The sequence below is a fragment of the Streptomyces sp. NPDC025651 genome, assembly GCF_055558735.1.
This window is the reverse complement of the sequence record NZ_JBVHLZ010000002.1, coordinates 587,718-607,923: the sequence shown is the minus strand read 5'-3', so window position 1 is coordinate 607,923 and position 20,206 is coordinate 587,718. Positions and strand designations below refer to the sequence as shown.

At 70.6% G+C, this 20,206-nt stretch carries 18 protein-coding genes; 7 read left to right on the top strand and 11 right to left on the bottom strand.

Translation table 11 applies throughout. The annotated features are described in order from the left end of the window. Positions 1-112: 112 nt before the first annotated feature. Genes pdhA through ACZ4D5_RS10740 form a run of 3 tightly spaced genes read left to right on the top strand, consistent with a single transcriptional unit; the run spans position 113 to position 3,776 of the window. A complete protein-coding gene (gene pdhA, locus ACZ4D5_RS10750) occupies positions 113-1,291 on the top strand; it encodes a pyruvate dehydrogenase (acetyl-transferring) E1 component subunit alpha (RefSeq protein WP_467772000.1) in 1,179 nt (392 codons plus the stop codon). A 2-nt stretch (positions 1,292-1,293) separates the two neighbouring features. Continuing rightward, positions 1,294-2,274 (top strand): alpha-ketoacid dehydrogenase subunit beta, encoded by a 981-nt coding sequence (locus tag ACZ4D5_RS10745; protein ID WP_467771999.1) that lies wholly within the window; start codon positions 1,294-1,296, stop codon positions 2,272-2,274. 11 nt (positions 2,275-2,285) lie between these two features. Beyond that, on the top strand, positions 2,286-3,776 hold the full coding sequence (locus ACZ4D5_RS10740; protein WP_467771998.1) for a dihydrolipoamide acetyltransferase family protein: 1,491 nt from the start codon (positions 2,286-2,288) through the stop codon (positions 3,774-3,776). A gap of 85 nt (positions 3,777-3,861) precedes the next feature. Here the strand turns inward: ACZ4D5_RS10740 and ACZ4D5_RS10735 are convergent, their stop codons facing one another. Continuing rightward, positions 3,862-4,758, bottom strand: a complete 897-nt coding sequence (locus tag ACZ4D5_RS10735; RefSeq protein ID WP_467771997.1) for a D-alanyl-D-alanine carboxypeptidase family protein — start codon at positions 4,756-4,758, stop codon at positions 3,862-3,864. A 158-nt stretch (positions 4,759-4,916) separates the two neighbouring features. On the opposite strand from ACZ4D5_RS10735, the gene ACZ4D5_RS10730 reads away from it, so the two are divergent. Together ACZ4D5_RS10730 and ACZ4D5_RS10725 are read left to right on the top strand one after the other, a co-directional pair. Next, positions 4,917-5,579 carry a GntR family transcriptional regulator gene (locus ACZ4D5_RS10730; protein WP_467771996.1) on the top strand — a complete coding sequence of 221 codons (663 nt, stop codon included), beginning with the start codon at positions 4,917-4,919 and terminating at the stop codon, positions 5,577-5,579. Next, positions 5,576-6,877: an MFS transporter gene (locus ACZ4D5_RS10725; protein WP_467771995.1), complete on the top strand. Its 1,302-nt coding sequence runs from the start codon at positions 5,576-5,578 to the stop codon at positions 6,875-6,877. The genes ACZ4D5_RS10730 and ACZ4D5_RS10725 overlap by 4 nt, the downstream gene beginning before the upstream one ends. A gap of 59 nt (positions 6,878-6,936) precedes the next feature. Here ACZ4D5_RS10725 and ACZ4D5_RS10720 read toward each other — a convergent pair whose 3' ends face one another. Continuing rightward, a complete protein-coding gene (locus tag ACZ4D5_RS10720; protein WP_467771994.1) occupies positions 6,937-7,761 on the bottom strand; it encodes a maleylpyruvate isomerase family mycothiol-dependent enzyme in 825 nt (274 codons plus the stop codon). Between the two features lie 137 nt (positions 7,762-7,898). Between ACZ4D5_RS10720 and ACZ4D5_RS10715 the strand changes: the two genes are divergently transcribed. Further along, positions 7,899-8,702 carry a carbon-nitrogen family hydrolase gene (locus tag ACZ4D5_RS10715; RefSeq protein ID WP_467771993.1) on the top strand — a complete coding sequence of 268 codons (804 nt, stop codon included), beginning with the start codon at positions 7,899-7,901 and terminating at the stop codon, positions 8,700-8,702. Positions 8,703-8,902: 200 nt separating this feature from the next. Further along, a complete protein-coding gene (locus ACZ4D5_RS10710; RefSeq protein WP_467771992.1) occupies positions 8,903-11,068 on the top strand; it encodes an L-type lectin family protein in 2,166 nt (721 codons plus the stop codon). Between the two features lie 169 nt (positions 11,069-11,237). On the opposite strand, the gene ACZ4D5_RS10705 is transcribed toward ACZ4D5_RS10710, so the two are convergent. The 9 genes from ACZ4D5_RS10705 to ACZ4D5_RS10665 all read right to left on the bottom strand — a co-directional run bounded on the left by ACZ4D5_RS10705 (position 11,238) and on the right by ACZ4D5_RS10665 (position 20,198). After that, positions 11,238-12,191, bottom strand: a complete 954-nt coding sequence (locus tag ACZ4D5_RS10705) for an FKBP-type peptidyl-prolyl cis-trans isomerase (protein WP_467771991.1) — start codon at positions 12,189-12,191, stop codon at positions 11,238-11,240. Positions 12,192-12,233: 42 nt separating this feature from the next. After that, a complete protein-coding gene (locus tag ACZ4D5_RS10700) occupies positions 12,234-13,250 on the bottom strand; it encodes a hypothetical protein (protein WP_467771990.1) in 1,017 nt (338 codons plus the stop codon). 185 nt (positions 13,251-13,435) lie between these two features. After that, positions 13,436-14,290 (bottom strand): hypothetical protein, encoded by an 855-nt coding sequence (locus tag ACZ4D5_RS10695; protein WP_467771989.1) that lies wholly within the window; start codon positions 14,288-14,290, stop codon positions 13,436-13,438. Position 14,291: 1 nt separating this feature from the next. Beyond that, positions 14,292-14,729 (bottom strand): hypothetical protein, encoded by a 438-nt coding sequence (locus tag ACZ4D5_RS10690; protein ID WP_467771988.1) that lies wholly within the window; start codon positions 14,727-14,729, stop codon positions 14,292-14,294. A gap of 103 nt (positions 14,730-14,832) precedes the next feature. Next, on the bottom strand, positions 14,833-15,834 hold the full coding sequence (locus ACZ4D5_RS10685; RefSeq protein WP_467771987.1) for a hypothetical protein: 1,002 nt from the start codon (positions 15,832-15,834) through the stop codon (positions 14,833-14,835). Between the two features lie 130 nt (positions 15,835-15,964). Then, positions 15,965-16,459, bottom strand: a complete 495-nt coding sequence (locus tag ACZ4D5_RS10680) for an LURP-one-related/scramblase family protein (RefSeq protein ID WP_467771986.1) — start codon at positions 16,457-16,459, stop codon at positions 15,965-15,967. 49 nt (positions 16,460-16,508) lie between these two features. After that, positions 16,509-16,736, bottom strand: a complete 228-nt coding sequence (locus ACZ4D5_RS10675) for a DUF6458 family protein (protein WP_467771985.1) — start codon at positions 16,734-16,736, stop codon at positions 16,509-16,511. 78 nt (positions 16,737-16,814) lie between these two features. Next, on the bottom strand, positions 16,815-18,134 hold the full coding sequence (locus ACZ4D5_RS10670) for a M18 family aminopeptidase (RefSeq protein WP_467771984.1): 1,320 nt from the start codon (positions 18,132-18,134) through the stop codon (positions 16,815-16,817). A 237-nt stretch (positions 18,135-18,371) separates the two neighbouring features. Beyond that, the gene (locus ACZ4D5_RS10665) at positions 18,372-20,198 is read right to left on the bottom strand and encodes an acyl-CoA dehydrogenase (protein ID WP_467771983.1); all 1,827 of its coding nucleotides are present in this window, start codon (positions 20,196-20,198) and stop codon (positions 18,372-18,374) included. Between the last annotated feature and the right edge of the window lie 8 nt (positions 20,199-20,206).

Below are 20,206 nucleotides of genomic sequence, written 5' to 3'. Positions count from 1 at the left end.
TGTCACGCCTGTTCCCGGCCGAGTCGCACCCACCCCGTGCGCGGGCACGGACCAGGCGAGCCGCACTGGCTCACCCGGTAATCCCGGGGGCCGGACCGACGGAGGAGCACACGTGACCGTGGAGAGCACCGCCGCGCGCAAACCGCGCCGCAGCAGTACGGGCGGCGGCAAGCGCGCGAGCGCCAAGAAGGCCGCGCCGCAGAAGAGCACGGAGCCCGCACTCGTACAGCTGCTGACCCCTGAGGGCAAGCGGGTCAAGAACGCCGAGTACGACCCGTACGTCGCGGACATCACCGCGGAGGAACTGCGCGGTCTCTACCGCGACATGGTCCTCACCCGCCGCTTCGACGCCGAGGCCACCGCCCTGCAGCGCCAGGGCGAGCTGGGCCTGTGGGCCTCGCTGCTGGGCCAGGAGGCCGCCCAGATCGGCTCCGGCCGGGCCACCCGCGACGACGACTACGTCTTCCCCACCTACCGCGAGCACGGCGTCGCCTGGTGCCGCGGGGTGGACCCGACGAACCTGCTCGGCATGTTCCGCGGCGTGAACAACGGCGGCTGGGACCCGAACAGCAACAACTTCCACCTGTACACGATCGTCATCGGCTCGCAGACCCTGCACGCCACCGGTTACGCGATGGGCGTGGCCAAGGACGGCGCGGACTCGGCCGTGATCGCGTACTTCGGGGACGGAGCCTCCAGCCAGGGCGACGTCGCCGAATCGTTCACCTTCTCCGCGGTCTACAACGCCCCGGTCGTCTTCTTCTGCCAGAACAACCAGTGGGCGATCTCCGAGCCCACCGAGAAGCAGACCCGGGTGCCGCTCTTCCAGCGCGCGCAGGGCTTCGGCTTCCCGGGCGTCCGGGTCGACGGCAACGACGTGCTGGCGTGTCTCGCGGTCACCAAGTGGGCGCTGGAGCGGGCGCGTTCGGGCGAGGGCCCCGCGCTCATCGAGGCGTTCACCTACCGCATGGGCGCGCACACCACCTCCGACGACCCGACCAAGTACCGCAGGGACGAGGAGCGGGAGGCCTGGGAGGCCAAGGACCCGATCCTGCGGCTGCGCGCGTACCTGGAGTCCGAAGGTCACGCGGATGAGGGATTCTTCGCGGAACTCGAGGACGAGAGCGAAGCGTTGGGCAAACGAGTGCGAGAGGTGGTGCGGGCGATGCCGGATCCGGATCTGATGGCGATCTTCGAGAACGTCTACGCCGACGGGCACGCGCTCGTGGACGAGGAGCGCGCCCAGTTCGCCGCCTACCAGGCCTCGTTCGCCGACGGGGAGGTCAAGTAACCATGGCTGTCCAGAAGCTTCCCATCGCCAAGGCGATCAACGAATCGTTGCGCACGGCCCTGGAGACGGACCCCAAGGTCCTGATCATGGGTGAGGACGTCGGCAAGCTCGGCGGCGTCTTCCGTGTGACCGACGGTCTGCAGAAGGACTTCGGCGAGGACCGGGTCATCGACACCCCGCTCGCCGAGTCGGGCATCGTCGGCACGGCCATCGGCCTGGCCCTGCGGGGCTACCGCCCCGTCGTGGAGATCCAGTTCGACGGTTTCGTCTTCCCGGCGTACGACCAGATCGTCACGCAGCTCGCGAAGATGCACGCCCGCGCGCTCGGCAAGATCAAGATGCCGGTCGTCATCCGCATTCCGTACGGCGGCGGCATCGGCGCGGTCGAGCACCACAGCGAGTCGCCCGAGGCGCTGTTCGCGCACGTCGCGGGTTTGAAGGTGGTCTCTCCCTCGAACTCGGCCGATGCCTACTGGATGATGCAGCAGGCCATCCAGAGCGACGACCCGGTGATCTTCTTCGAGCCGAAGCGGCGCTACTGGGACAAGGGCGAGGTCGACAAGGAGGCCATCCCCGCTCCCCTGCACAAGGCCCGTGTGGCCCGCGAGGGCACCGACCTGACCCTCGCGGCGTACGGCCCCATGGTGAAGGTCTGCCTGCAGGCGGCCACGGCCGCCGAGGATGAGGGCAAGTCCCTGGAGGTCCTGGACCTGCGCTCGATGTCGCCCATCGACTTCGACGCGGTGCAGTCCTCGGTGGAGAAGACCCGCCGCCTGGTCGTGGTCCACGAGGCCCCGGTCTTCCTGGGCACCGGCGCGGAGATCGCCGCGCGCATCACCGAGCGGTGCTTCTACCACCTGGAGGCCCCGGTGCTGCGGGTCGGCGGCTATCACGCGCCGTATCCGCCGGCACGCCTCGAAGAGGAGTACCTGCCGGGCCTCGACCGGGTGCTCGACGCCGTCGACCGCTCGCTGGCGTACTGAGGGAGAGGGTCGTGACGACGATGACAGACACTGCTCTTGCCGAGTTCAAGATGCCGGACGTGGGCGAGGGGCTCACGGAGGCGGAGATCCTCAAGTGGTACGTCCAGGTCGGTGACACGGTCACCGACGGCCAGGTCGTGTGCGAGGTCGAGACGGCCAAGGCGGCCGTGGAACTGCCCATTCCGTTCAACGGCGTCGTCCGCGAGCTGCGCTTCCCCGAGGGCACCACGGTCGACGTCGGCCAGGTGATCATCGCGGTCGACGTGTCGGGCGGATCGGCTCCCGTGGACGCGGCTCCCGCGCAGGAGGCCGCCGCCCCCGCCGAGACCGCCGCACCCGCCGAGCCCGTCGCGGCCGCGCCTGCCGAGCCCGCGGAGGAGGCCGCCCCGGCGGGCCGCCAGCCCGTACTCGTCGGGTACGGGGTCTCCGAGTCCTCCGGCAAGCGGCGCGCGCGCAAGTCGTCCGTGCCGGAGCAGGCCGACCAGCCGCCGGCCGGGACGTACTACGCGGCCGCGGTCCAGGCCGAGTTGAACGGCACGAGCGCTCCCGCGGTCCAGCCCTCCGAGCGGCCCGCCGCGGGCCAGGGCACCCGGCCGCTCGCCAAGCCGCCCGTCCGCAAGCTCGCCAAGGACCTCGGCGTGGACCTCGCGACGGTCGTCCCGTCCGGACCCGACGGGATCATCACGCGCGAGGACGTGCACGCGGCGGTCGCTCCGGCGCCGCAGCCGCAGCCGGTGGTGACCGAGGCGCCCGCGCCGCAGGCCGCCCCCGCGCCCGCCCCCGTCGTGAGCGGCGACGCCGCCCGCGAGACCCGTATCCCGGTCAAGGGCGTCCGCAAGGCCACCGCGCAGGCGATGGTCGCCTCGGCCTTCACGGCCCCGCACGTCACGGAGTTCGTCACGATCGACGTGACGCGCACCATGAAGCTGGTCGAGGAGCTCAAGCAGGACAAGGCCTTCGAGGGGCTGCGGGTCAATCCGCTGCTGCTCATCTCCAAGGCCCTGCTGGTGGCGATCAAGCGGAACCCGGACATCAACGCCGCCTGGGACGAGGAGAACCAGGAGATCGTCCAGAAGCACTACGTGAACCTGGGCATCGCCGCGGCCACCCCGCGCGGTCTGATCGTGCCGAAGATCAAGGACGCGCACGACAGGACCCTGCCCGAACTGGCCGAGGCGCTCGGCGAGTTGGTCTCCACGGCCCGCTCGGGCAAGACCTCGCCCGCGGCCATGCAGGGCGGCACGGTCACGATCACGAACGTCGGCGTCTTCGGCGTCGACACGGGCACGCCGATCCTCAACCCCGGCGAGTCCGCGATCCTCGCGGTCGGTGCGATCAAGCTCCAGCCCTGGGTCCACAAGGGCAAGGTCAAGCCGCGTCAGGTGACGACGCTCGCGCTCTCCTTCGACCACCGCCTCGTCGACGGCGAGCTGGGCTCGAAGGTGCTGGCCGATGTGGCGGCGATCCTGGAGAAGCCGAAGAGGCTGCTCACCTGGGCGTAGAGACGGGTCCGGCCCGCAGGCGGCTGTTCTTCGCCTGCGGGCCGGTGGGGGTGGCCGCGCGGTTCCCCGCGCCCCTTGCGGGGGCTCAGGCCACCTTGAAGCCGTAGTCGAGCAGCTTCTTCGCGTCCGACGTGCGGTTGGCGACGGACGACGACGTCAGGACCGTGCCGACGACCGTCTTGCCGTTCCGGGTCGCGGCGAAGACGAGGCAGTACTTCGACTCGGGGCCGGAGCCCGTCTTCACGCCGATGGCACCGCGGTACGAGCCGAGGAGCGGGTTCGTGTTCGTCCACGACATGTTGCGGTAGCCACCGGACCTGGTGGTGACCTTCTGCGTCGTCGACTTCGTCTTCACGACCGAGCGGAACGTGGAGTACTTCATGGCGTTGCTCGCCAGTTTCGTCAGGTCCCGCGGCGTCGAGTAGTTGTTGCCGCGCCCGATGCCGTCGAACGAGTCGAAGTGCGTGTTCCGCATGCCGAGGCTCCTGGCCGTGGAGTTCATCTGGCCGATGAAGTTCTTCACGCGGGCGGAACGGGTCGAGCCCTTGCCGAACTTGTCCGCGAGCGCGTACGCCGCGTCGCAGCCGGAGGGGAGCATCAGCCCGTACAGGAGCTGGCGGACGGTGACCTTGTCGCCGACGATCAGCCGGGCCGACGAGGCCCAGTTGTTGTCGACGATGTAGTCGCTGTAGGCCTTCTGGACCGTGACCTTGGAGTCCAGGTTGAGGTTCCGCTGGCCCAGCACGACGCGCGCCGTCATTATCTTCGTCGTGGAGCCGGTGGACCGGCGGGTGTCGGCGGACTTGGTGAAGAGGGTCCTGCCGTTGCCGTTGTTCATGACGAACCCGCCCTTGGCGGTGATCGACGGCTTCGGCGGTGCGGCCGCGTGGGCCGGGGTGGTGAGGGCGCCGCCGGCCAGTATCGCGCTCGCGGTGACGATAACGGCCGATGCGCGGCGTACGCCCTTGATGCCGGTTTTCAAGTTCTCTGCTCCAAATACCCCTGGGCTGCGGCGACATGAGGGTGCCGCTCACTCATAAGACGAGTGAGAGGGGTGAATGGATGTGCCGCTGTTCAGGGAAAGTGCCCGCGATGTGGACAGGGGCCCCGTCGTATCCCTGTTGTATCTATGCTGTGCGCATGCCAGCCACCGCCACGGCCGCCGTCAAGCGGCCCCCCGCCGCCGAGCGCGTGTACGCGCACGTCAAGCAAGCCGTCCTGGAGCGCCGCTACGAGGGCGGCACGCTCCTCACCGAGGGCGAGCTCGCCGAGGCCGTGGGGGTCTCCCGCACCCCGGTGCGCGAGGCGCTCCTGAAGCTGGAGGTCGAGGGGCTGCTGCGGCTCTACCCGAAGAAGGGCGCCCTCGTCCTTCCCGTCTCGGCGCAGGAGATCGCGGACGTCGTCGAGACGCGGCTGCTCGTGGAGACGCACGCGGTGCGCAAGGCCGTGCCCGCGCCGGCCGGGCTGATAGGGCGCCTGACGGAGCTGCTCGAACAGCAGCGGGCCCAGGCGGCCGCGGGGGATCTCGCGGCGGCCGCGGTCACCGACCGGTGCTTCCACGCCGAGATCGTGCGCAGCGGCGGCAACGACATCCTCTCGCGCCTCTACGACCAGCTGCGGGACCGGCAGTTGAGGATGGGCGTCGCCGTCATGCACTCGCACCCCGACCGGATCGCCAAGACGCTCACGGAGCACGAGGAGATCCTCGCCGCGCTCAGGTCGGGCGACGCGGAGGCGGCGGTCGCCGTCGTCACCCGGCACGTCGGCTGGTTCCAGAACCTGGCGCGGGGCGAGGTCCGATGAGCGCCGCCGCCGTGACCCTCCCCGGTGATCCGCCCGGCGGGAAGAAGGCCGTCCTCATCTGGTCCATCGGCGTCGCGGTCTACTTCGTCGCCGTCATCTTCCGCACCTCGCTCGGCGTCGCCGGGCTCGACGCCGCCGACCGTTTCGACGTCAACGCGTCCGCCCTTTCGACCTTCTCCATACTCCAGCTGCTCGTGTACGCGGGCATGCAGATACCCGTCGGCCTGATGGTCGACCGGCTCGGCACCAAGAAGGTGCTGACCATCGGTGTCGTCCTCTTCACGGTCGGGCAGCTGGGCTTCGCGTTCTCCCCCTCGTACGGGATGGCGCTCGCGTCCCGTGCCCTGCTCGGCTGCGGCGACGCCCTGACCTTCATCAGCGTCCTGCGGCTCGGCACCCGCTGGTTCCCGGCCCGGCGCGGCCCGCTGGTCGCCCAGCTCGCCGGCCTCGTCGGCATGGCGGGCAACCTCGTCTCCACCCTCGTCCTCGCCCGGCTGCTGCACTCCGTCGGCTGGACCGCGGCCTTCGCGGGCAGCGCGCTGTGCGGTGTCGTCGTCCTCGTCCTGACCACGCTGTTCCTGAAGGACCACCCCGAGGGGCACGAGCCGGAGCCGGTGGCGCACACCGGAGCGGCCTTCGTCCGCAAGCAGATCGCCCTGTCCTGGCGGGAGCCCGGCACCCGGCTCGGCCTGTGGGTGCACTTCACCACGCAGTTCCCCGCGATGGTGTTCCTGCTGCTGTGGGGGCTGCCGTTCCTCGTCGAGGCGCAGGGGCTCTCGCGGGCCACGGCCGGTGAACTGCTCACGCTCGTCGTGCTGTCCAACATGGTCATCGGCCTGGTGTACGGGCAGATCGTGGCCCGGCACCACGCCGCGCGCCTCCCGCTGGCGCTCGGCACCATCGGGACGACGGCCGCGGCCTGGGGCGCCACGCTCGCCTGCCCCGGGGACCACGCACCGATGTGGCTGCTCGTCGTCCTGTGCACCGTGCTCGGCGCCTGCGGCCCCGCGTCCATGATCGGCTTCGACTTCGCGCGGCCCGCCAACCCGCCGGAGCGCCAGGGCACGGCGTCGGGCATCACCAACATGGGCGGCTTCATCGCCTCCATGACGACGCTGCTCGCGATCGGCGTGCTGCTCGACGCGACCGGCGACAACTACCGGATCGCCTTCTCGGCCGTCTTCGTCCTGGAGTTGCTGGGGCTCAGCCAGATCCTGCGGCTGCGGACCAGGGCGGTGCGTCGGGAGAAGGAGCAGCTGGTGGCCAGCCGCGTCGAGGCCGTGCACGTGCCCGCGTGACGCCGGGGGCGTGACGCCGGGGGCGTGCCGTCGAGGGCGGGACGGCCAGGGCGTGACGGCTAGGGCGTCACCGCGAACTCCCGCAGGATCGCCTCCGCGAGGTCGTGGTCGCCCTCGACCTTGATGCGGTCCGCCACGGACGCGTACGTCACGCGGCCGCAGGCCAGTCTGACGTACGTCTCCCAGTCGAGGGCGATGGTGGCGAGCGGGCCCAGTGAGGGCGCGTTGTCGACGGTGCCCTTGCCCTCGGCGTCGACGCGGACCGTGCGCAGGAACTCGACGGGGCCGCTCACGTCGAGGACGACGGCCGAATTCGCGGGCGCGCCCGCCTTCTTGGCGACCACCTTCGGGAGTCCGTGCAGGAGCAGGTCCCGGGCGACATGGGCGCCGGGGGAGTCGAGGTTGCCGGGCTTCTTCAGCGTCGTCCGCAGGTCCTGCTCGTGCACCCAGACGTCGAACGCCCTCATCCGCATGGCCAGTTCGAGGGTCTGTTCCGTGCCGAGGGGGCCGCGGATCTTGGTGTCGGGGTCCCGCGACTCGTTCCGCAGCTGCCGCGAGCGGCGGATGATCGTGTACTCCAGCTCGGAGGTCATCTCCGGCGCGGTGTGGTGGCGGCGCACGTCGACCTGCATCTCCATGTACCGCTGGCCCTCGGTCTGCACGTGGTACAGGTCGCGGGGCAGGGTGTGGATGGGGCGGGGGTCGCCCAGCATCTCGCAGTCCAGGCCTATGACATGGGAGACGATGTCCCGCACCGACCAGCCGGGGCAGGGCGTCGCCCAGTTCCACTCGCTCTCGGCGAGTGGCGACACCAGCTCGGATATCGCTTCCACGGAGTGGGTCCAGGCGTCGGCGTAGGTTTGCAGGCTGGGATGGAGACTCACGGGACCCCTCGGCGGTCGTACGCGGGCGGTGGGTGTCTTGAGTGGCTAAGTTACGCTGCCCAAAGGCACCCCGGCAGTGCTTTCGTGTGACGATCGTAGGCCCGTGTTGACGGCTCGAATGCCAGGACGGTGGTAGTGTGCGCGCCTCTCTGATCCAGATCGCCGTAGACGAGGGCGAATCGGTCAATTCCCGTAGGTCACGCGTCTCTTCGCTCGTTCGCGAGGTCGCGGAGCGGGAGGGATCCGGCCTCGTCGTGCTCCCCGAGCTGTGGACCACGGGCGCCTTCGCGTACGAGTCCTTCGCGAGCGAGGCGGAGCCGCTGGAGGGCCCGACGTACGAGGCCATGTCGAAGGCCGCGAGCGAGGCGGGCGTCTGGCTGCACGCGGGCTCGATCCCGGAGAGGGACCCCGAGGGCCCCCTCTACAACACCTCCCTCGTCTTCTCCCCCGACGGTGAACTCGCCGCCGCCTACCGGAAGATCCACCGCTTCGGCTTCGACAAGGGCGAGGCCGTGCTGATGGCGGCGGGATCCGAACTGGCGACGGTGCGCACGCCGGACACCACGCTCGGCCTCGCGACCTGTTACGACCTGCGCTTCCCCGAGCTCTTCCGCGGGCTCGTCGACGCGGGCGCCCAGATGTTCGTGGTGCCCGCGGGATGGCCCGCGCGCCGCCGCGAGCACTGGCTGCTGTTCGCCCGCGCGCGGGCGGTCGAGGACCAGGTGTACGTCCTGGCCTGCGGCACCGGCGGCACGCACGCGGACGTCCCGCAGGCCGGGCACAGCGTCGTCGTCGACCCGTGGGGCGAGGTGCTCGCCGAGGCGGGCGACGGCGAGGAGATCCTCACCGTCGACCTCGACCCCGCGAAGGTCGCCGCCACCAGGGAGCAGTTCCCGGCGCTGAAGGACCGCCTCCTGGGTTCGCCCGCGCCGCGTCGCTGAGGCCTGCCCGCCCGCGTCGCCGACGCGGGAGGCCAGGCGCCCCACGGCCTCTCACTCGCTTGGGCTTCGCCAATCGCGGCAACCCCGCCCCGGTGTTCTGATGATCGAAAAGATGGTCACTGTGTGCATTCAGATGCCTACGTGACGTAATCACTCAGAGACCTGTGGTCAGGGCGTGGTGCGCCCGAGGAGGCACCCAAATGACAGACATCGGACACAGTCGTGGACGGCGGCCGGGGTGGCTGCCACCCCGGCTGACGGCATCGCTCGGCCTGGCCACCACGGTGGCCATGGGCCTGTCCCTCGTCGCGCCGCAGCCGGCCGCTGCGGGCGAGATCGCCAGCGAGTCCTTCACCGGTACGTCGGTCGACCCGAACAAGTGGCACAGCTCCACCGCCACCGCCGACGACCCGACGGGCTACGCCTGTCTGACCGCGGCCACCGGCGCGAAGGGCCCGCTCAAGGCGTGCCCCGACGCGACCGGTGACGCGGCGGGACAGGGCGCTCTGCGGCTGACGTCGAACAAGAAGGACCAGAGCGGCTTCGCCGTCGCCAAGACGCCGCTGCCCTCCAAGGGCGGCCTGAAGTTCACCATCGACTTCGCGGCGTACGACCCGTCGACCGGCAACGCCGCCGACGGCATCTCCCTCATGCTGCTCGACGGCTCGGCCCCGCTGCCGAAGGCCGCGGGCAAGTACGGCGGCGGCCTCGGCTACGTCGGCATCCAGGGCGGCTACCTCGGTGTCGGCCTCGACGTCTTCGGCAACTTCACCAAGGAGGGCTACGGCGCGGGCGGCGCCAAGGAGCGCAAGCCCAACTCGATCACCGTGCGCGGCGCGACCAGCGTCGACAACCCCATGGTCGCGACCTACCAGTCGGGCCGGAAGCTCGCGGTGAACGAGGCCAAGACCCGTAGCGCCGCGGTCCGTACGGCCAAGGTCGAGCTGTCCACCGCGGGCGTGCTCGCCGTCTCCATCGACTTCCACGACGGCCGCGGCTACAAGGACGTCATCGAGCCGGTCGACCTCGACGAGATCAAGGGCCAGCCGAAGGTCCCCGACACCTTCCGCATCGGCTTCGCCGGTTCCACCGGCTACAGCACCGAGATCCACGAGCTGTGGAACGGCAAGGTCGAGTCCCTCGACCCGAACCTGTCGACGACGGTCACTCCGAAGGGCCCGGTCAACGCGGGCGAAGGCGCCGAGTTCGAGATGGTCACCGGCAACGACAAGCTGGCCGGACCCACCACCGGCGAGGTCGTCACCAAGCAGACGTTCCCCGAGGGCGTCACCCCGGTCTCCGCCTCCGGCGACGGCTGGGACTGCAAGGTCGAGGGCCAGACGGTCACCTGCAAGCGGCCCGGCACCGGTCCTGACGCCCTGAAGCCGGGCGACAAGTACCCGCCGGTCACGGTGAAGACCAAGGTCGACGGCGGCGCCAAGGGCGACAAGACCGTCACCACCGAGACCACCACGCCGGGCGGGCCCAAGAAGGGCCCCGAGACCAGCAAGTTCACGGTCACCCCGGCCAAGGGCCCGGACCTGACCGTCACCACCAAGCCGACCGGTCCCGTCGTGGGCGGCGGTAACGCCGGCTACACGATCGACGTCGCGAACAAGCCCGACGCCGGTCCCACCGACGGCGAGGTGAAGGTCGTCCGCACCTTCCCCAAGGGCATCACCCCGGTCAGCGCGAACGGTGACGGCTGGGACTGCAAGATCGACGGCCAGACGGTCACCTGCAAGCGCCCCGGCAAGGGCACCGACGTGCTCAACCCGGGCAGGAGCTACCCGACCATCCACATCGGCACCAGGGTCGACGAGGACGCCAAGGGTGAGCTGGAGGGCAAGACCGAGGTGACCACGCCGGGCGAGCAGACCCCGGGCCCGGTCACGGACAAGACGACGGTCACGCCCGCCCCGGTCAAGGACCCGAACCTCACCACGGTCACCAAGCCCGAGGGCGACGTGGTCCAGGGCAAGCCGGCCACGTTCACGATCACGACCAGCAACGACAAGACCGCGGGCCCGACGCGCGGCCAGGTCACCGTCGAGCGCACCTTCCCCAAGGGCGTCACCCCGAAGACCGCTTCGGGCGACGGCTGGAAGTGCACGGTCAACGGCCAGACGGTCACGTGTACGCGGCCGGGTACCGGCGCGGACGCCCTGAAGCCCGGTGACTCCTACCCGCCGGTCAAGGTGGTCACGGACGTCGACAAGGGCGCCGAGGGCCAGCTGGAGGGCACGACGGGTGTGACCTCCGACGGCAACGGGACGAACGGGTCCACGACCACGGACACGTTCGTGGTCAAGACCGACCCCAACCAGGACATCAGCTGCGGTGGTTGGATCCGCACGCGCTGCTGACCGCAGGGGCTGAACGGTGAAGGCCCCCGGGAGCGTTGCTCCCGGGGGCCTTCGCGGGTTGTGAGTCGTCTGCGGGTGGGTGGGGGCTTGTCGCGCCCGCGCGGCGGAGCCGCATGTTGTCACAGCCCCGCGCCCCTGACGGGGCGCCTCTGCTTACCGGGGTCTTGCCTCAACGATCCCTGCTGTCCAGTACGTCGATCACGTACGCCACGTCCTTGCCCTTCGGGACGCCCACCCCGCCCTTCGTCATCGTGAACGACGGGTCCTGGGTCTTCGGGACCGTCAGCAGGAGGCGCGTGCCGACCTTGCGGTTCTTCAGGGCCTCGTACCAGCCCGGGGGCACCGCGCCCTTCTTGACGACGAAGCCGTTCGGTCCGCTGCGCAGGTACGTCGAGCCGAACGGGGCCTTCTTGCCCCACTCGCGGCCCGACCACTGCACGACCGCCGTGTCGCCCTCGCCGACCTCGCGGCCCTTGCCCGCCACCAGCGTGCGGACGGTCGCCTTGCGGGGCGGGCTCCCCCACGCGGTGATCTGCGGGTCCTTGCCGGGCTCGGCGCGCACCACGGGATCGCCGCTCTTGCCGTCCGCCGGGGCCGAACCGCCCTCGGGGACCTGCTGTTTGGGGCCGTAGCCGCCGATCACGTCGAAGACGAGGACCATGTGGTTGCCGGGCGGGACCTGCGCCGGTGCCATGCCGTGCGGGCCGAAGCCGTGGGTGGCGGGGGCGACCATGAGGACGCGGCTGCCCGCCTTGCGGCCGAGCAGCGCCTGGTCCCAGGTGCGGGCGACGTGCTCGCCGTCCAGGACGGCGGTGGTGGGCTGCTCCAGGCGGTAGGTGTCCAGGAGCGGCTTGTTCTTCTCCCACAGGCGCATGTCGACGTCGGTCACGACGACCTGGCCCTTGCGCGTGACGGGCCCGTCGCCCTCTTTGAGGACCTTCATCCGGGCCTTGTCGGGCGGCGGCAGATCGGGGATGGTCACGGTGGGCTGCTTGCCGAACTCCCCGCTGACCTGCGGGATGTTCTCGGGCTCCGGTGTGGTGCAGCCGACGGCGAGCGCGGCGAGTGCGCCGATGGCGGCCGTGCGGGCGAGCGCGGTGACGTACATGCGCACCAGCGTCACGCGTCACGCCGTGCCGCGCCGCGCGACGGAAGGGCTACCGGATCACCAGCAGGAGGTCTTGCCCGCCGCGTCGTACGTGTTCCGCATCGCGCCGAGGACCTTGGTCGGCGGCGCGTAGGGGGCGCAGAACTTGGACTTGCCCGCGGGCTGCGTCGCTTGCTTCGCCGCCGACTTGGTGGTCTTGGGCGCGAACTTGTCGGTGCGCGCCGGGTCGCGGATGACGGCGGCGTGCCCGACGGTCACGTCGGCGACCTCGGTGCCGAGGACGCTGGCGTGGATCGCGTTGACGTAACCGCTGCTGGCCTTGGGGTCGAACTTGTAGTGCTTGTCCGGTCCCAGGGTCGCGTTGCCCTTCTGGTCCGTGGTCACCTGCTCGTTGGTGGTGGCCAGGGCGATGGGCGGCTTGGAGTAGTCCTCCGGGATGCGGGCGCCGAAGTTGACGGCCCACAGCGGCGGGATGTCGATGATGCGGGCGCCGGCCACCGAGATGTAGCCGCGGGCCGCGCCGCCGGTGAACTGCACCGCCTTGCCCGGCTGCGAGTACGCGGAGACGGTGATGCCCTCGACGTGCACGCCGAACGGCGAGAGCTGGGTGCCGCCCGCCGGGTTCTGGATGTACGGGACGCCGACGTCGATGGCGGCGCCGCCCGCGTCCGCGTAGACCTCGCCGCGGGCCGGGACGTCGTTGCTGCCCGCCTCGGTCGAGGGGTGGGCGTGCCCGATGGCGCGGGAGTACAGGGCCGAGGCACGGCCGATGCCGACGCCGCCGGGGGCGAGGTCGATCAGCTTCTCGCCGCCCGCGTGCTGCTTGGGAGCCTTGGGCGTGGTCGGGTAGTGCGACTCGAAGAGCGCGGTGTCGACGACGCTCGCGAGCCCCTTCACGCGGGCCACCCAGGCGTCCGCCTGCAGACAGTCGTCGGTCTTGACGACGGTGCCCCAGTCGTCGACGCCGACCGGCGCGAGCGCCGCCTGGGCCGGGAATGCGGTAGCCGTCACCGCGGTCGCGGCGAGCCCTGCGGTGAGCAGGGCGTACCGCTTTGAAGTACGCCATGAGGCCATGGCCAGCCTCTCTTTCCTTCGTGTCTCGCGTAGCTGGTACGGGGACGTAGCTGGTACGGGAGGGGTCGGTGGGGGTCAGGGCGGTGCGTGGTGCGCGTCGACTTTTCTGACCACCGATGGTTACAGCGTCGACACGGAGAGCTACCGCCGCATGCCGGGTCGGCCATCCGGGGGGTGCGGCCCGCTCAGCCCACGGGCCGGAGCACGGCGGCGTGACCGATCGTCAAGTCCACCGGTTCCGGGCCGAGGAGCGTCAGGTGCAGGGCGTTCACATAGGCGCCGGGGGCGTTCCTGTCCGCGATGTCGCCGCCGGACGCGGTGACGTTGGGGTGGCCCTGGCCGTCGGTGCTGATCTGTTCGTTGACGGTGAGCAGGAGCCGCGGCGGCAGCTTCGGGTCCTTCGGCACGCGGACGCCGGTGTTGGCGGGGCTCGTGCCGTCGAAGGCGTGGATCCGCTTGCCCGCCAGGGAGAGGTATCCGGAGGCGACGGACGAGGAGAGCGTGGACGGCCTGCCGGGCCCGGCGGCCGCGCCCGCCCCGACGTCCCGCAGCAGCACGCCGAACTCGGAGAGCTGGGTGGCGGCGGGGCCCGGCTTCGCGGGCGCCTTGTACGTGGGCAGGCCGAACTCCATCTCCTCGACGGAGACGGACGCCGTCACGGCGCGGCGGTCCTTCGGCGCGGCCCCCGCGGCGGTGCGCACCCCCTGGATGTGGTCGAACCACGGGGCGTCGGCGCCGGGTTCGACCGGGCCGTTCAGCGCGGCCTGGTAGGCGTCGGGCACGCCCGGGTAGGCGGGGTGGTGGCTCTCGCCGATGCGGGCGTCGGAGGCGGTGTTCCGGCTCAGGGCCCGCATCGCCCAGGCGGTCGACTGCGCGGGCTCGGAGGTGTCGAGGACGGTGCCCCAGTTGTGCGTGGACGCGGCCTGGTGCTGGGGGTCGGGGCCCGGTGCGGGGAGGGCGGCGGCGGGCGCCGCGGCGCAGAGGAGGGCGACCGGCAGCGCGAGGCCGACGCGCAGCGGAACGGACGGGAGACGTCGCATGTCAGGGCTGCTCCTTCGGCGAGGTCGGCGCGGTGCCGGAGGGGTCGGAGGCGTCGGAGGGGCCGGTGGAATCCGTGGTATCCGCGGTATCCGCGGTATCCGTGGTATCCGTGGTATCCGCGGTATCCGCGGAATCGGCAGGGGACTTCGGGGCGGCGTCGGCGGCGGTGCCGGGGAAGAAGGTGTTCCAGAAGCCCGACGCGATGTCGAAGGCGCCGTGGACCATCCACTCGGCGGCCGCCTTGAACGGCTTGACGATCTCCCAAGTGGTGTCGATCTGCTCGCCCTTGGGCTCCCCCTTCTCGTTCAGCTCGATGCCGCCGGGCGGCGGGAACGGCGGGGGTTCGGCGGCGTGCGCCGCGCCGCCGAGCAGCAGGACGGCGCTCAGTCCCGTGGCGGCCGCGAGGGACGCGGTGCGCCCAAGTCGGTGCTGCGGCATGGTGGTTGACCCTTCTCGGGCTCGTGCTGTGCGGCTGGGTGCGGGGCGCGCGCTCGGCCGTCGGCGCCTCCGAGGCGCCGACGGCCGAGGGCGGCGGGGCCGCTTAGGGCTTCTTGTCCGCGGGTTCGGGCTTCTTGGCCGTGAAGTCCGGCATCTTCGGCATCTTCACGTCGCCGAAGTCCGGGAGCTTGGGCAGCTTGTCGGCCGGCAGCTTGTCCTTGAGCTTGTCGGTGAGCGACGCGTCGCGCAGCACCGCCGCGTGGCCGACCGTCACGTCGGCGACCTCGGTGCCGAGGATCGAGGCGTGGATGGCGTTGACGTAGCCGCTGGTGGCCTTCTCGTCGTACCGGTAGTGCTTGTCCTCGCCGAGCGTCGGGCGGCCCTTGTTGTCCGTGGTCACCTGCTCGTTGGTGGTGGCCAGGGCGACCGGCGGCTTGGAGTAGTCGGCCGGGATGCGCGCGCCGAAGTTCACCGGCCACAGCGGCGGGATCTTGATGATGTTCGCGCCCATGCTGGACAGCGAGGCCCGGGCGGCACCGCCGGTGAAGTGCACCGGCTTGCCGGGCACGCTCATCGCCGAGACGGTGATGCCCTCGACGTGCAGGCCGAGCGGCGAGAGCTGGGTGCCGCCCGCCGGGTTCTGGATGTAGGGGATGCCGACGTCGATGGCGGCGCCGCCCGCGTCCGCGTAGGCCACGCCCGGGGCGGGCACCGCGGTGTCGCTGGAGGTGGTGGCCGGGAACTTGTTGCCCATCGCGCGGGAGTACAGCGCGGAGCCCTTGCCGATGCCGAAGCCGCCCGGGGCCAGGTCGATCAGCTTCTTGCCGCCGGACTGCTCGGCCGGGGCCTTCGGCGTCGTCGGGTAGTGCGACTCGAAGAGCGCCGTGTCGACGACCCCCTGCAGGCCCTGGACGCGGGCCACCCAGGCGTTGGCCTGGAGGCCGTCCTTGGCGGTGTCGACGACCGTGCCCCAGTCGGCGTTGTCCGGTTCGTGGCCGTCGTAGGCCGGTGCGGAGACGGCCGTGGTCGTGACGGTCAGGGCCAATGCGATGCCGAGCCCGGCCGCGAAAGCGGTGCGTGTGCCCGTGGTGCGCCATGCAGACATAGCCACCCAATTCCTCTCTCACTGACAGTGGCCGACCCTTCGGCCACTCTCGGTAAGCGGAACATCGCCCTACGTAACATGCATGCGGTGGGACGCCGACTGGGGGGTCGGTCCGTGCCGCGCGGTCTGCTCAGTCCTCGCCCCGCTCCTTCTCCGCGAGGCGGATCACGCAGACCGCGACGGCGAGCAGCAGCGCGGGGTCGGCGTCCTCGCGCACGACGTGCAGTCCGTAGGTGTCGCGCACCCGGAACCAGCGGCGCGAGATGTCGGCCAGGAGTTCGCCGTCGTACTCGATGGCGAACTCCCGGTCGAGGATCTTGCCGCTGACGTCGAGTTCGGTGCCGTCGACCAGCTCCACGCGGTAGTGGTTGCGCAGCAGGGAGAGCCGTTTGCGCTTGACCCTGGCGAGCGGCTCGCCCTCGCGCTCGATCACCATCGTGTCGCGCAGGGCGAGCATCTTGGCGCGGATGTCGATGAGGACCCTGCCCTGCATGTCCTTCAGCTCGAAGGTGTCGCGCAGGCGCATGGCCTTGCCGTCGACGAAGAAGACCTTGCGGCCCTGGTCGTCCTCGATCCAGTAGTCGTCGCCGATGCCGAGCATGCGGTCGCGTACGAGAAGTCTCATGGCGCCATGACTACCCCGAACCGTGACGTGTCGGACACGCGTGGGCGGTTCAGTAACCCCGGTGCTCCTGGTCGGGTTCGACGACCGTGGTCTGCGCGACCGGCGGCACGGCCCGCCTGCGGCGCGCGATGCTGGTGAAGACGGCCACCCCGATGATGCCCACCGCCATCATGATGAGCCCGGCGACGGTGACGTTGATTCCTTCCATCTCCCAGTCGGTGGCGAACGTGAGTATGGCGCCGACGGCGATCAGGATGATGCATCCGCCCAGGCCCATGATGGACCGCCTCCCTGCTGTATCGACTGCGGGGGCCCGGGTACCCGGCCCCCTCGCAGTCACACAACAAGGCGGTAGTCAGCCTTCCAGGAACGCCACGAGCGCGTTGGCCAGCATGTGCGGGTCGTCCGCGCCGCACAGTTCGCGCACGCTGTGCATGGAGAGGATCGCGACGCCGATGTCGACCGTCTTGATGCCGTGCCGCGCCGCGGTGATCGGGCCGATCGTCGTGCCGCACGGCATCGCGTTGTTGGAGACGAACGACTGGAAGGGCACGCCCGCCTTCTCGCACGCGGCGGCGAACACCGCGCGGCCCGAACCGTCCGTGGCGTAGCGGTTGTTGACGTTCACCTTGAGGATCGGGCCGCCGTTGGCGCGCGGGTGGTGCGTCGGGTCGTGCCGCTCGGCGTAGTTGGGGTGGACGGCGTGCCCGGTGTCGGAGGAGAGACAGACGGTCCCGGCGAACGCGCGGGCCTTGTCCTCGTACGAACCTCCGCGCGCGAACACCGACCGCTCGAGGACGCTGCCGAGCAGCGGGCCGTCGGCGCCGGTGTCGGACTGCGAGCCGTTCTCCTCGTGGTCGAAGGCGGCGAGTACGGGGATGTAGGGGAGGTTCTCCTGGGCGGCGACGGCGGCGAGGGCCGCCGTCGCGGAGTGCACGGACAGGAGGTTGTCCATGCGGGGGCCGGCGACGAGTTCGCGGTCGCGGCCGAGGAAGGCGGGCGCCTCGATCGCGTACGTCATGAGGTCCCAGCCGGTGACGTCGCCCTCGCCCAGGCCGCTCTCCTCCTCCAGGAAGCGGATGAGGTCGCCCTCGTGGACGTCGTCGCCCAGGCCCCAGATGGGCTGCATGTGCTTCTGCTTGTCGAGCTTGAGCCCGTCGGTGTGCACGGACCGGTCCATGTGGATGGCCAGTTGGGGCACGCGCAGCAGGGGCCGGTCGATGTTCACGAGGCGCGAGGTGCCGTCGCGCAGGGAGAGGCGTCCCGCCAGGCCGAGGTCCCTGTCCAGCCAGGAGTTGAGCAGCGGTCCGCCGTAGATCTCGACGGCGACCTGGCGCCAGCCGTGGGCGCCGGCGTCGGGCTGCGGCTTCACCCGCAGGTTCGGGGAGTCGGTGTGTGCGCCGACGATGCGGAAGGGGGTGTGCGGGGCGGCGCCCTCGGGGACGTACCAGGCGACGATCGCCCCGCCCCGCAGCACGTACTTGCCGCCGGTCGTCCCCGCGGCGCCGGCCGCTGATGTCTCAGTCCAGGCGTCGGTCTCCTCGACCTGCCGGAAACCGGCCTTCTCAAGGCGCTCGGCGGCGCTCGCCACGGCGTGGTACGGCGAGGGGCTCGCCGCCAGGAAGGACATGAGGTCTTCGGTGTGGCCGCGGTCGAAGCGGGGCGGAGTGCTCATGGAAGCCAGCCTAGCCAGAGCGGTCGTTCTGTTGCGGGTGTCCTTTGCCACCGCGGTGAGGCTGCCGCCGCCTCACCCTCCCCTGCACCACCGCTTCGCGGTGGATGTCTCGGCGTGGGCGTTCTGTGCGGTGCGTTGGCGGGACAGGAGCCGTCCCCGGGGCGGGACCCGGATGACGGCGGCGGCCCGCCCCCCGGCAGGGGACGGGCCGCCGTCAGTCGGTTCGTGGGGCGTCGGTCAGAACGCCGCCTCGTCCAGCTCCATCAGGCCCAGGTCCACGCCCTCCGCCAGCTTCCGCTCGTTCGCGACGCCCGGCAGGACGTTCGCGGCGAAGAACTTGGCCGCGGCGATCTTGCCCTCGTAGAACGCCTTGTCCTTCGCGGAAGCCGTCTCCAGCTTCTCGGCGGCCACGGCGGCACCGCGCAGCAGCAGGTAGCCGACGACCACGTCGCCCGACGCCATCAGGAGGCGGGTCGTGTTCAGGCCCACCTTGTAGATGGACTTCACGTCCTGCTCGGTGGCCGCGAGGTCGGTCAGCATGACGCCGACGATGGCCTCCAGCTCGACCGCGGCCTTGGCCAGTTCCTCGCGGGCGCCGGCCAGCGTCTCGCCGCCCGTGCCGACCGCGAGGAACTTCTTGATCTCCTCGGCCAGGCCGTTCAGCGCCGCGCCCTGGTTGCGGACGATCTTCCGGAAGAAGTAGTCCTGGCCCTGGATCGCCGTCGTGCCCTCGTAGAGGGTGTCGATCTTGGCGTCCCGGATGTACTGCTCGATCGGGTACTCCTGGAGGTACCCCGAGCCGCCGAACGTCTGGAGCGACTGCGCCAGCTGCTCGTAGGACTTCTCCGAGCCGTAGCCCTTCACGATGGGCAGGAGGAGGTCGTTCAGGGCGATCAGCGCCGACGCGTCCTCGCCCGCCGCCTCCTTGATCTGGATGTCGTCCTGGACCGCCGCGGTGTGCAGCACGAGCGCGCGCATGCCCTCCGCGTACGCCTTCTGCGTCATCAGCGAGCGCCGCACGTCCGGGTGGTGAGTGATCGTCACCTTCGGCGCGGTCTTGTCCATGAACTGGGCCAGGTCGGGACCCTGCACGCGCTCCTTGGCGTACTCGAGGGCGTTGAGGTAACCCGTCGACAGCGTCGCGATGGCCTTCGTGCCGACCATCATGCGGGCGAACTCGATGATCATGAACATCTGGCGGATGCCGTCGTGCTTGTCGCCGATCAGCCAGCCCTTGGCGGGGTGCTGGTCGCCGAACGTCATCTCGCACGTGTTGGACGCCTTGAGGCCCATCTTGTGCTCGACGTTCGTGGCGTAGACGCCGTTGCGCTCGCCCAGCTCGCCGGTCTCCCAGTCGAACTCGTACTTGGGGACCAGGAAGAGCGAGAGGCCCTTCGTGCCGGGGCCGTGGCCCTCGGGGCGGGCGAGGACGTAGTGGAGGATGTTCTCCGACATGTCGTGCTCACCGGACGTGATGAAGCGCTTCACGCCCTCGATGTGCCAGGAGCCGTCCTCCTGCTGCACGGCCTTGGTGCGGCCCGCGCCCACGTCCGAACCGGCGTCCGGCTCGGTCAGGACCATCGTCGAGCCCCACTGCTTCTCGACGGCGATCTGGGCGATCTTCTTCTGCGCCTCGTTGCCCTCCTCGAAGAGGATGCCGGCGAACGCGGGACCGGACGAGTACATCCAGATCGCCGGGTTCGAGCCGAGCAGGAGCTCCGCGTAGGCCCAGATCAGGGAGCGCGGCGAGGTGGTGCCGCCGATCTCCTCGGGCAGGCCGAGGCGCCAGTACTCGGAGTCCATGAAGGCCTGGTAGCTCTTCTTGAACGTCTCGGGGATCGGCGCGGTGTTGGTCTCCGGGTCGAACACCGGCGGGGTGCGGTCGGCGTCCGCGAAGGACTCGGCCAGCTCGTTCTCGGCGAGCCTGCGCAGCTCGTCGAGGATGCTCTTGGCGGTGTCGACGTCCATCTCCGCGAACGGGCCGGTGCCGTACAGCTTGTCGCGGCCGAGCACCTCGAAGAGGTTGAACTCGATGTCGCGGAGATTCGACTTGTAGTGGCCCATGGCGAAGG

What these genes read in the sequence shown, in the direction of transcription:
- ACZ4D5_RS10745 (WP_467771999.1), top strand. Translation starts at nt 1,294, where the DNA reads ATGGCTGTCCAGAAGCTTCCCATCGCCAAGGCGATCAACGAATCGTTG.
- ACZ4D5_RS10730 (WP_467771996.1), top strand. Translation starts at nt 4,917, where the DNA reads ATGCCAGCCACCGCCACGGCCGCCGTCAAGCGGCCCCCCGCCGCCGAG.
- ACZ4D5_RS10725 (WP_467771995.1), top strand. Translation starts at nt 5,576, where the DNA reads ATGAGCGCCGCCGCCGTGACCCTCCCCGGTGATCCGCCCGGCGGGAAG.
- ACZ4D5_RS10710 (WP_467771992.1), top strand. Translation starts at nt 8,903, where the DNA reads ATGACAGACATCGGACACAGTCGTGGACGGCGGCCGGGGTGGCTGCCA.
- ACZ4D5_RS10700 (WP_467771990.1), bottom strand. Translation starts at nt 13,250, where the DNA reads ATGGCCTCATGGCGTACTTCAAAGCGGTACGCCCTGCTCACCGCAGGG.
- ACZ4D5_RS10695 (WP_467771989.1), bottom strand. Translation starts at nt 14,290, where the DNA reads ATGCGACGTCTCCCGTCCGTTCCGCTGCGCGTCGGCCTCGCGCTGCCG.
- ACZ4D5_RS10690 (WP_467771988.1), bottom strand. Translation starts at nt 14,729, where the DNA reads ATGCCGCAGCACCGACTTGGGCGCACCGCGTCCCTCGCGGCCGCCACG.
- ACZ4D5_RS10685 (WP_467771987.1), bottom strand. Translation starts at nt 15,834, where the DNA reads ATGTCTGCATGGCGCACCACGGGCACACGCACCGCTTTCGCGGCCGGG.
- ACZ4D5_RS10680 (WP_467771986.1), bottom strand. Translation starts at nt 16,459, where the DNA reads ATGAGACTTCTCGTACGCGACCGCATGCTCGGCATCGGCGACGACTAC.
- ACZ4D5_RS10675 (WP_467771985.1), bottom strand. Translation starts at nt 16,736, where the DNA reads ATGGGCCTGGGCGGATGCATCATCCTGATCGCCGTCGGCGCCATACTC.
- ACZ4D5_RS10670 (WP_467771984.1), bottom strand. Translation starts at nt 18,134, where the DNA reads ATGAGCACTCCGCCCCGCTTCGACCGCGGCCACACCGAAGACCTCATG.
- ACZ4D5_RS10665 (WP_467771983.1), bottom strand. Translation starts at nt 20,198, where the DNA reads ATGGGCCACTACAAGTCGAATCTCCGCGACATCGAGTTCAACCTCTTC.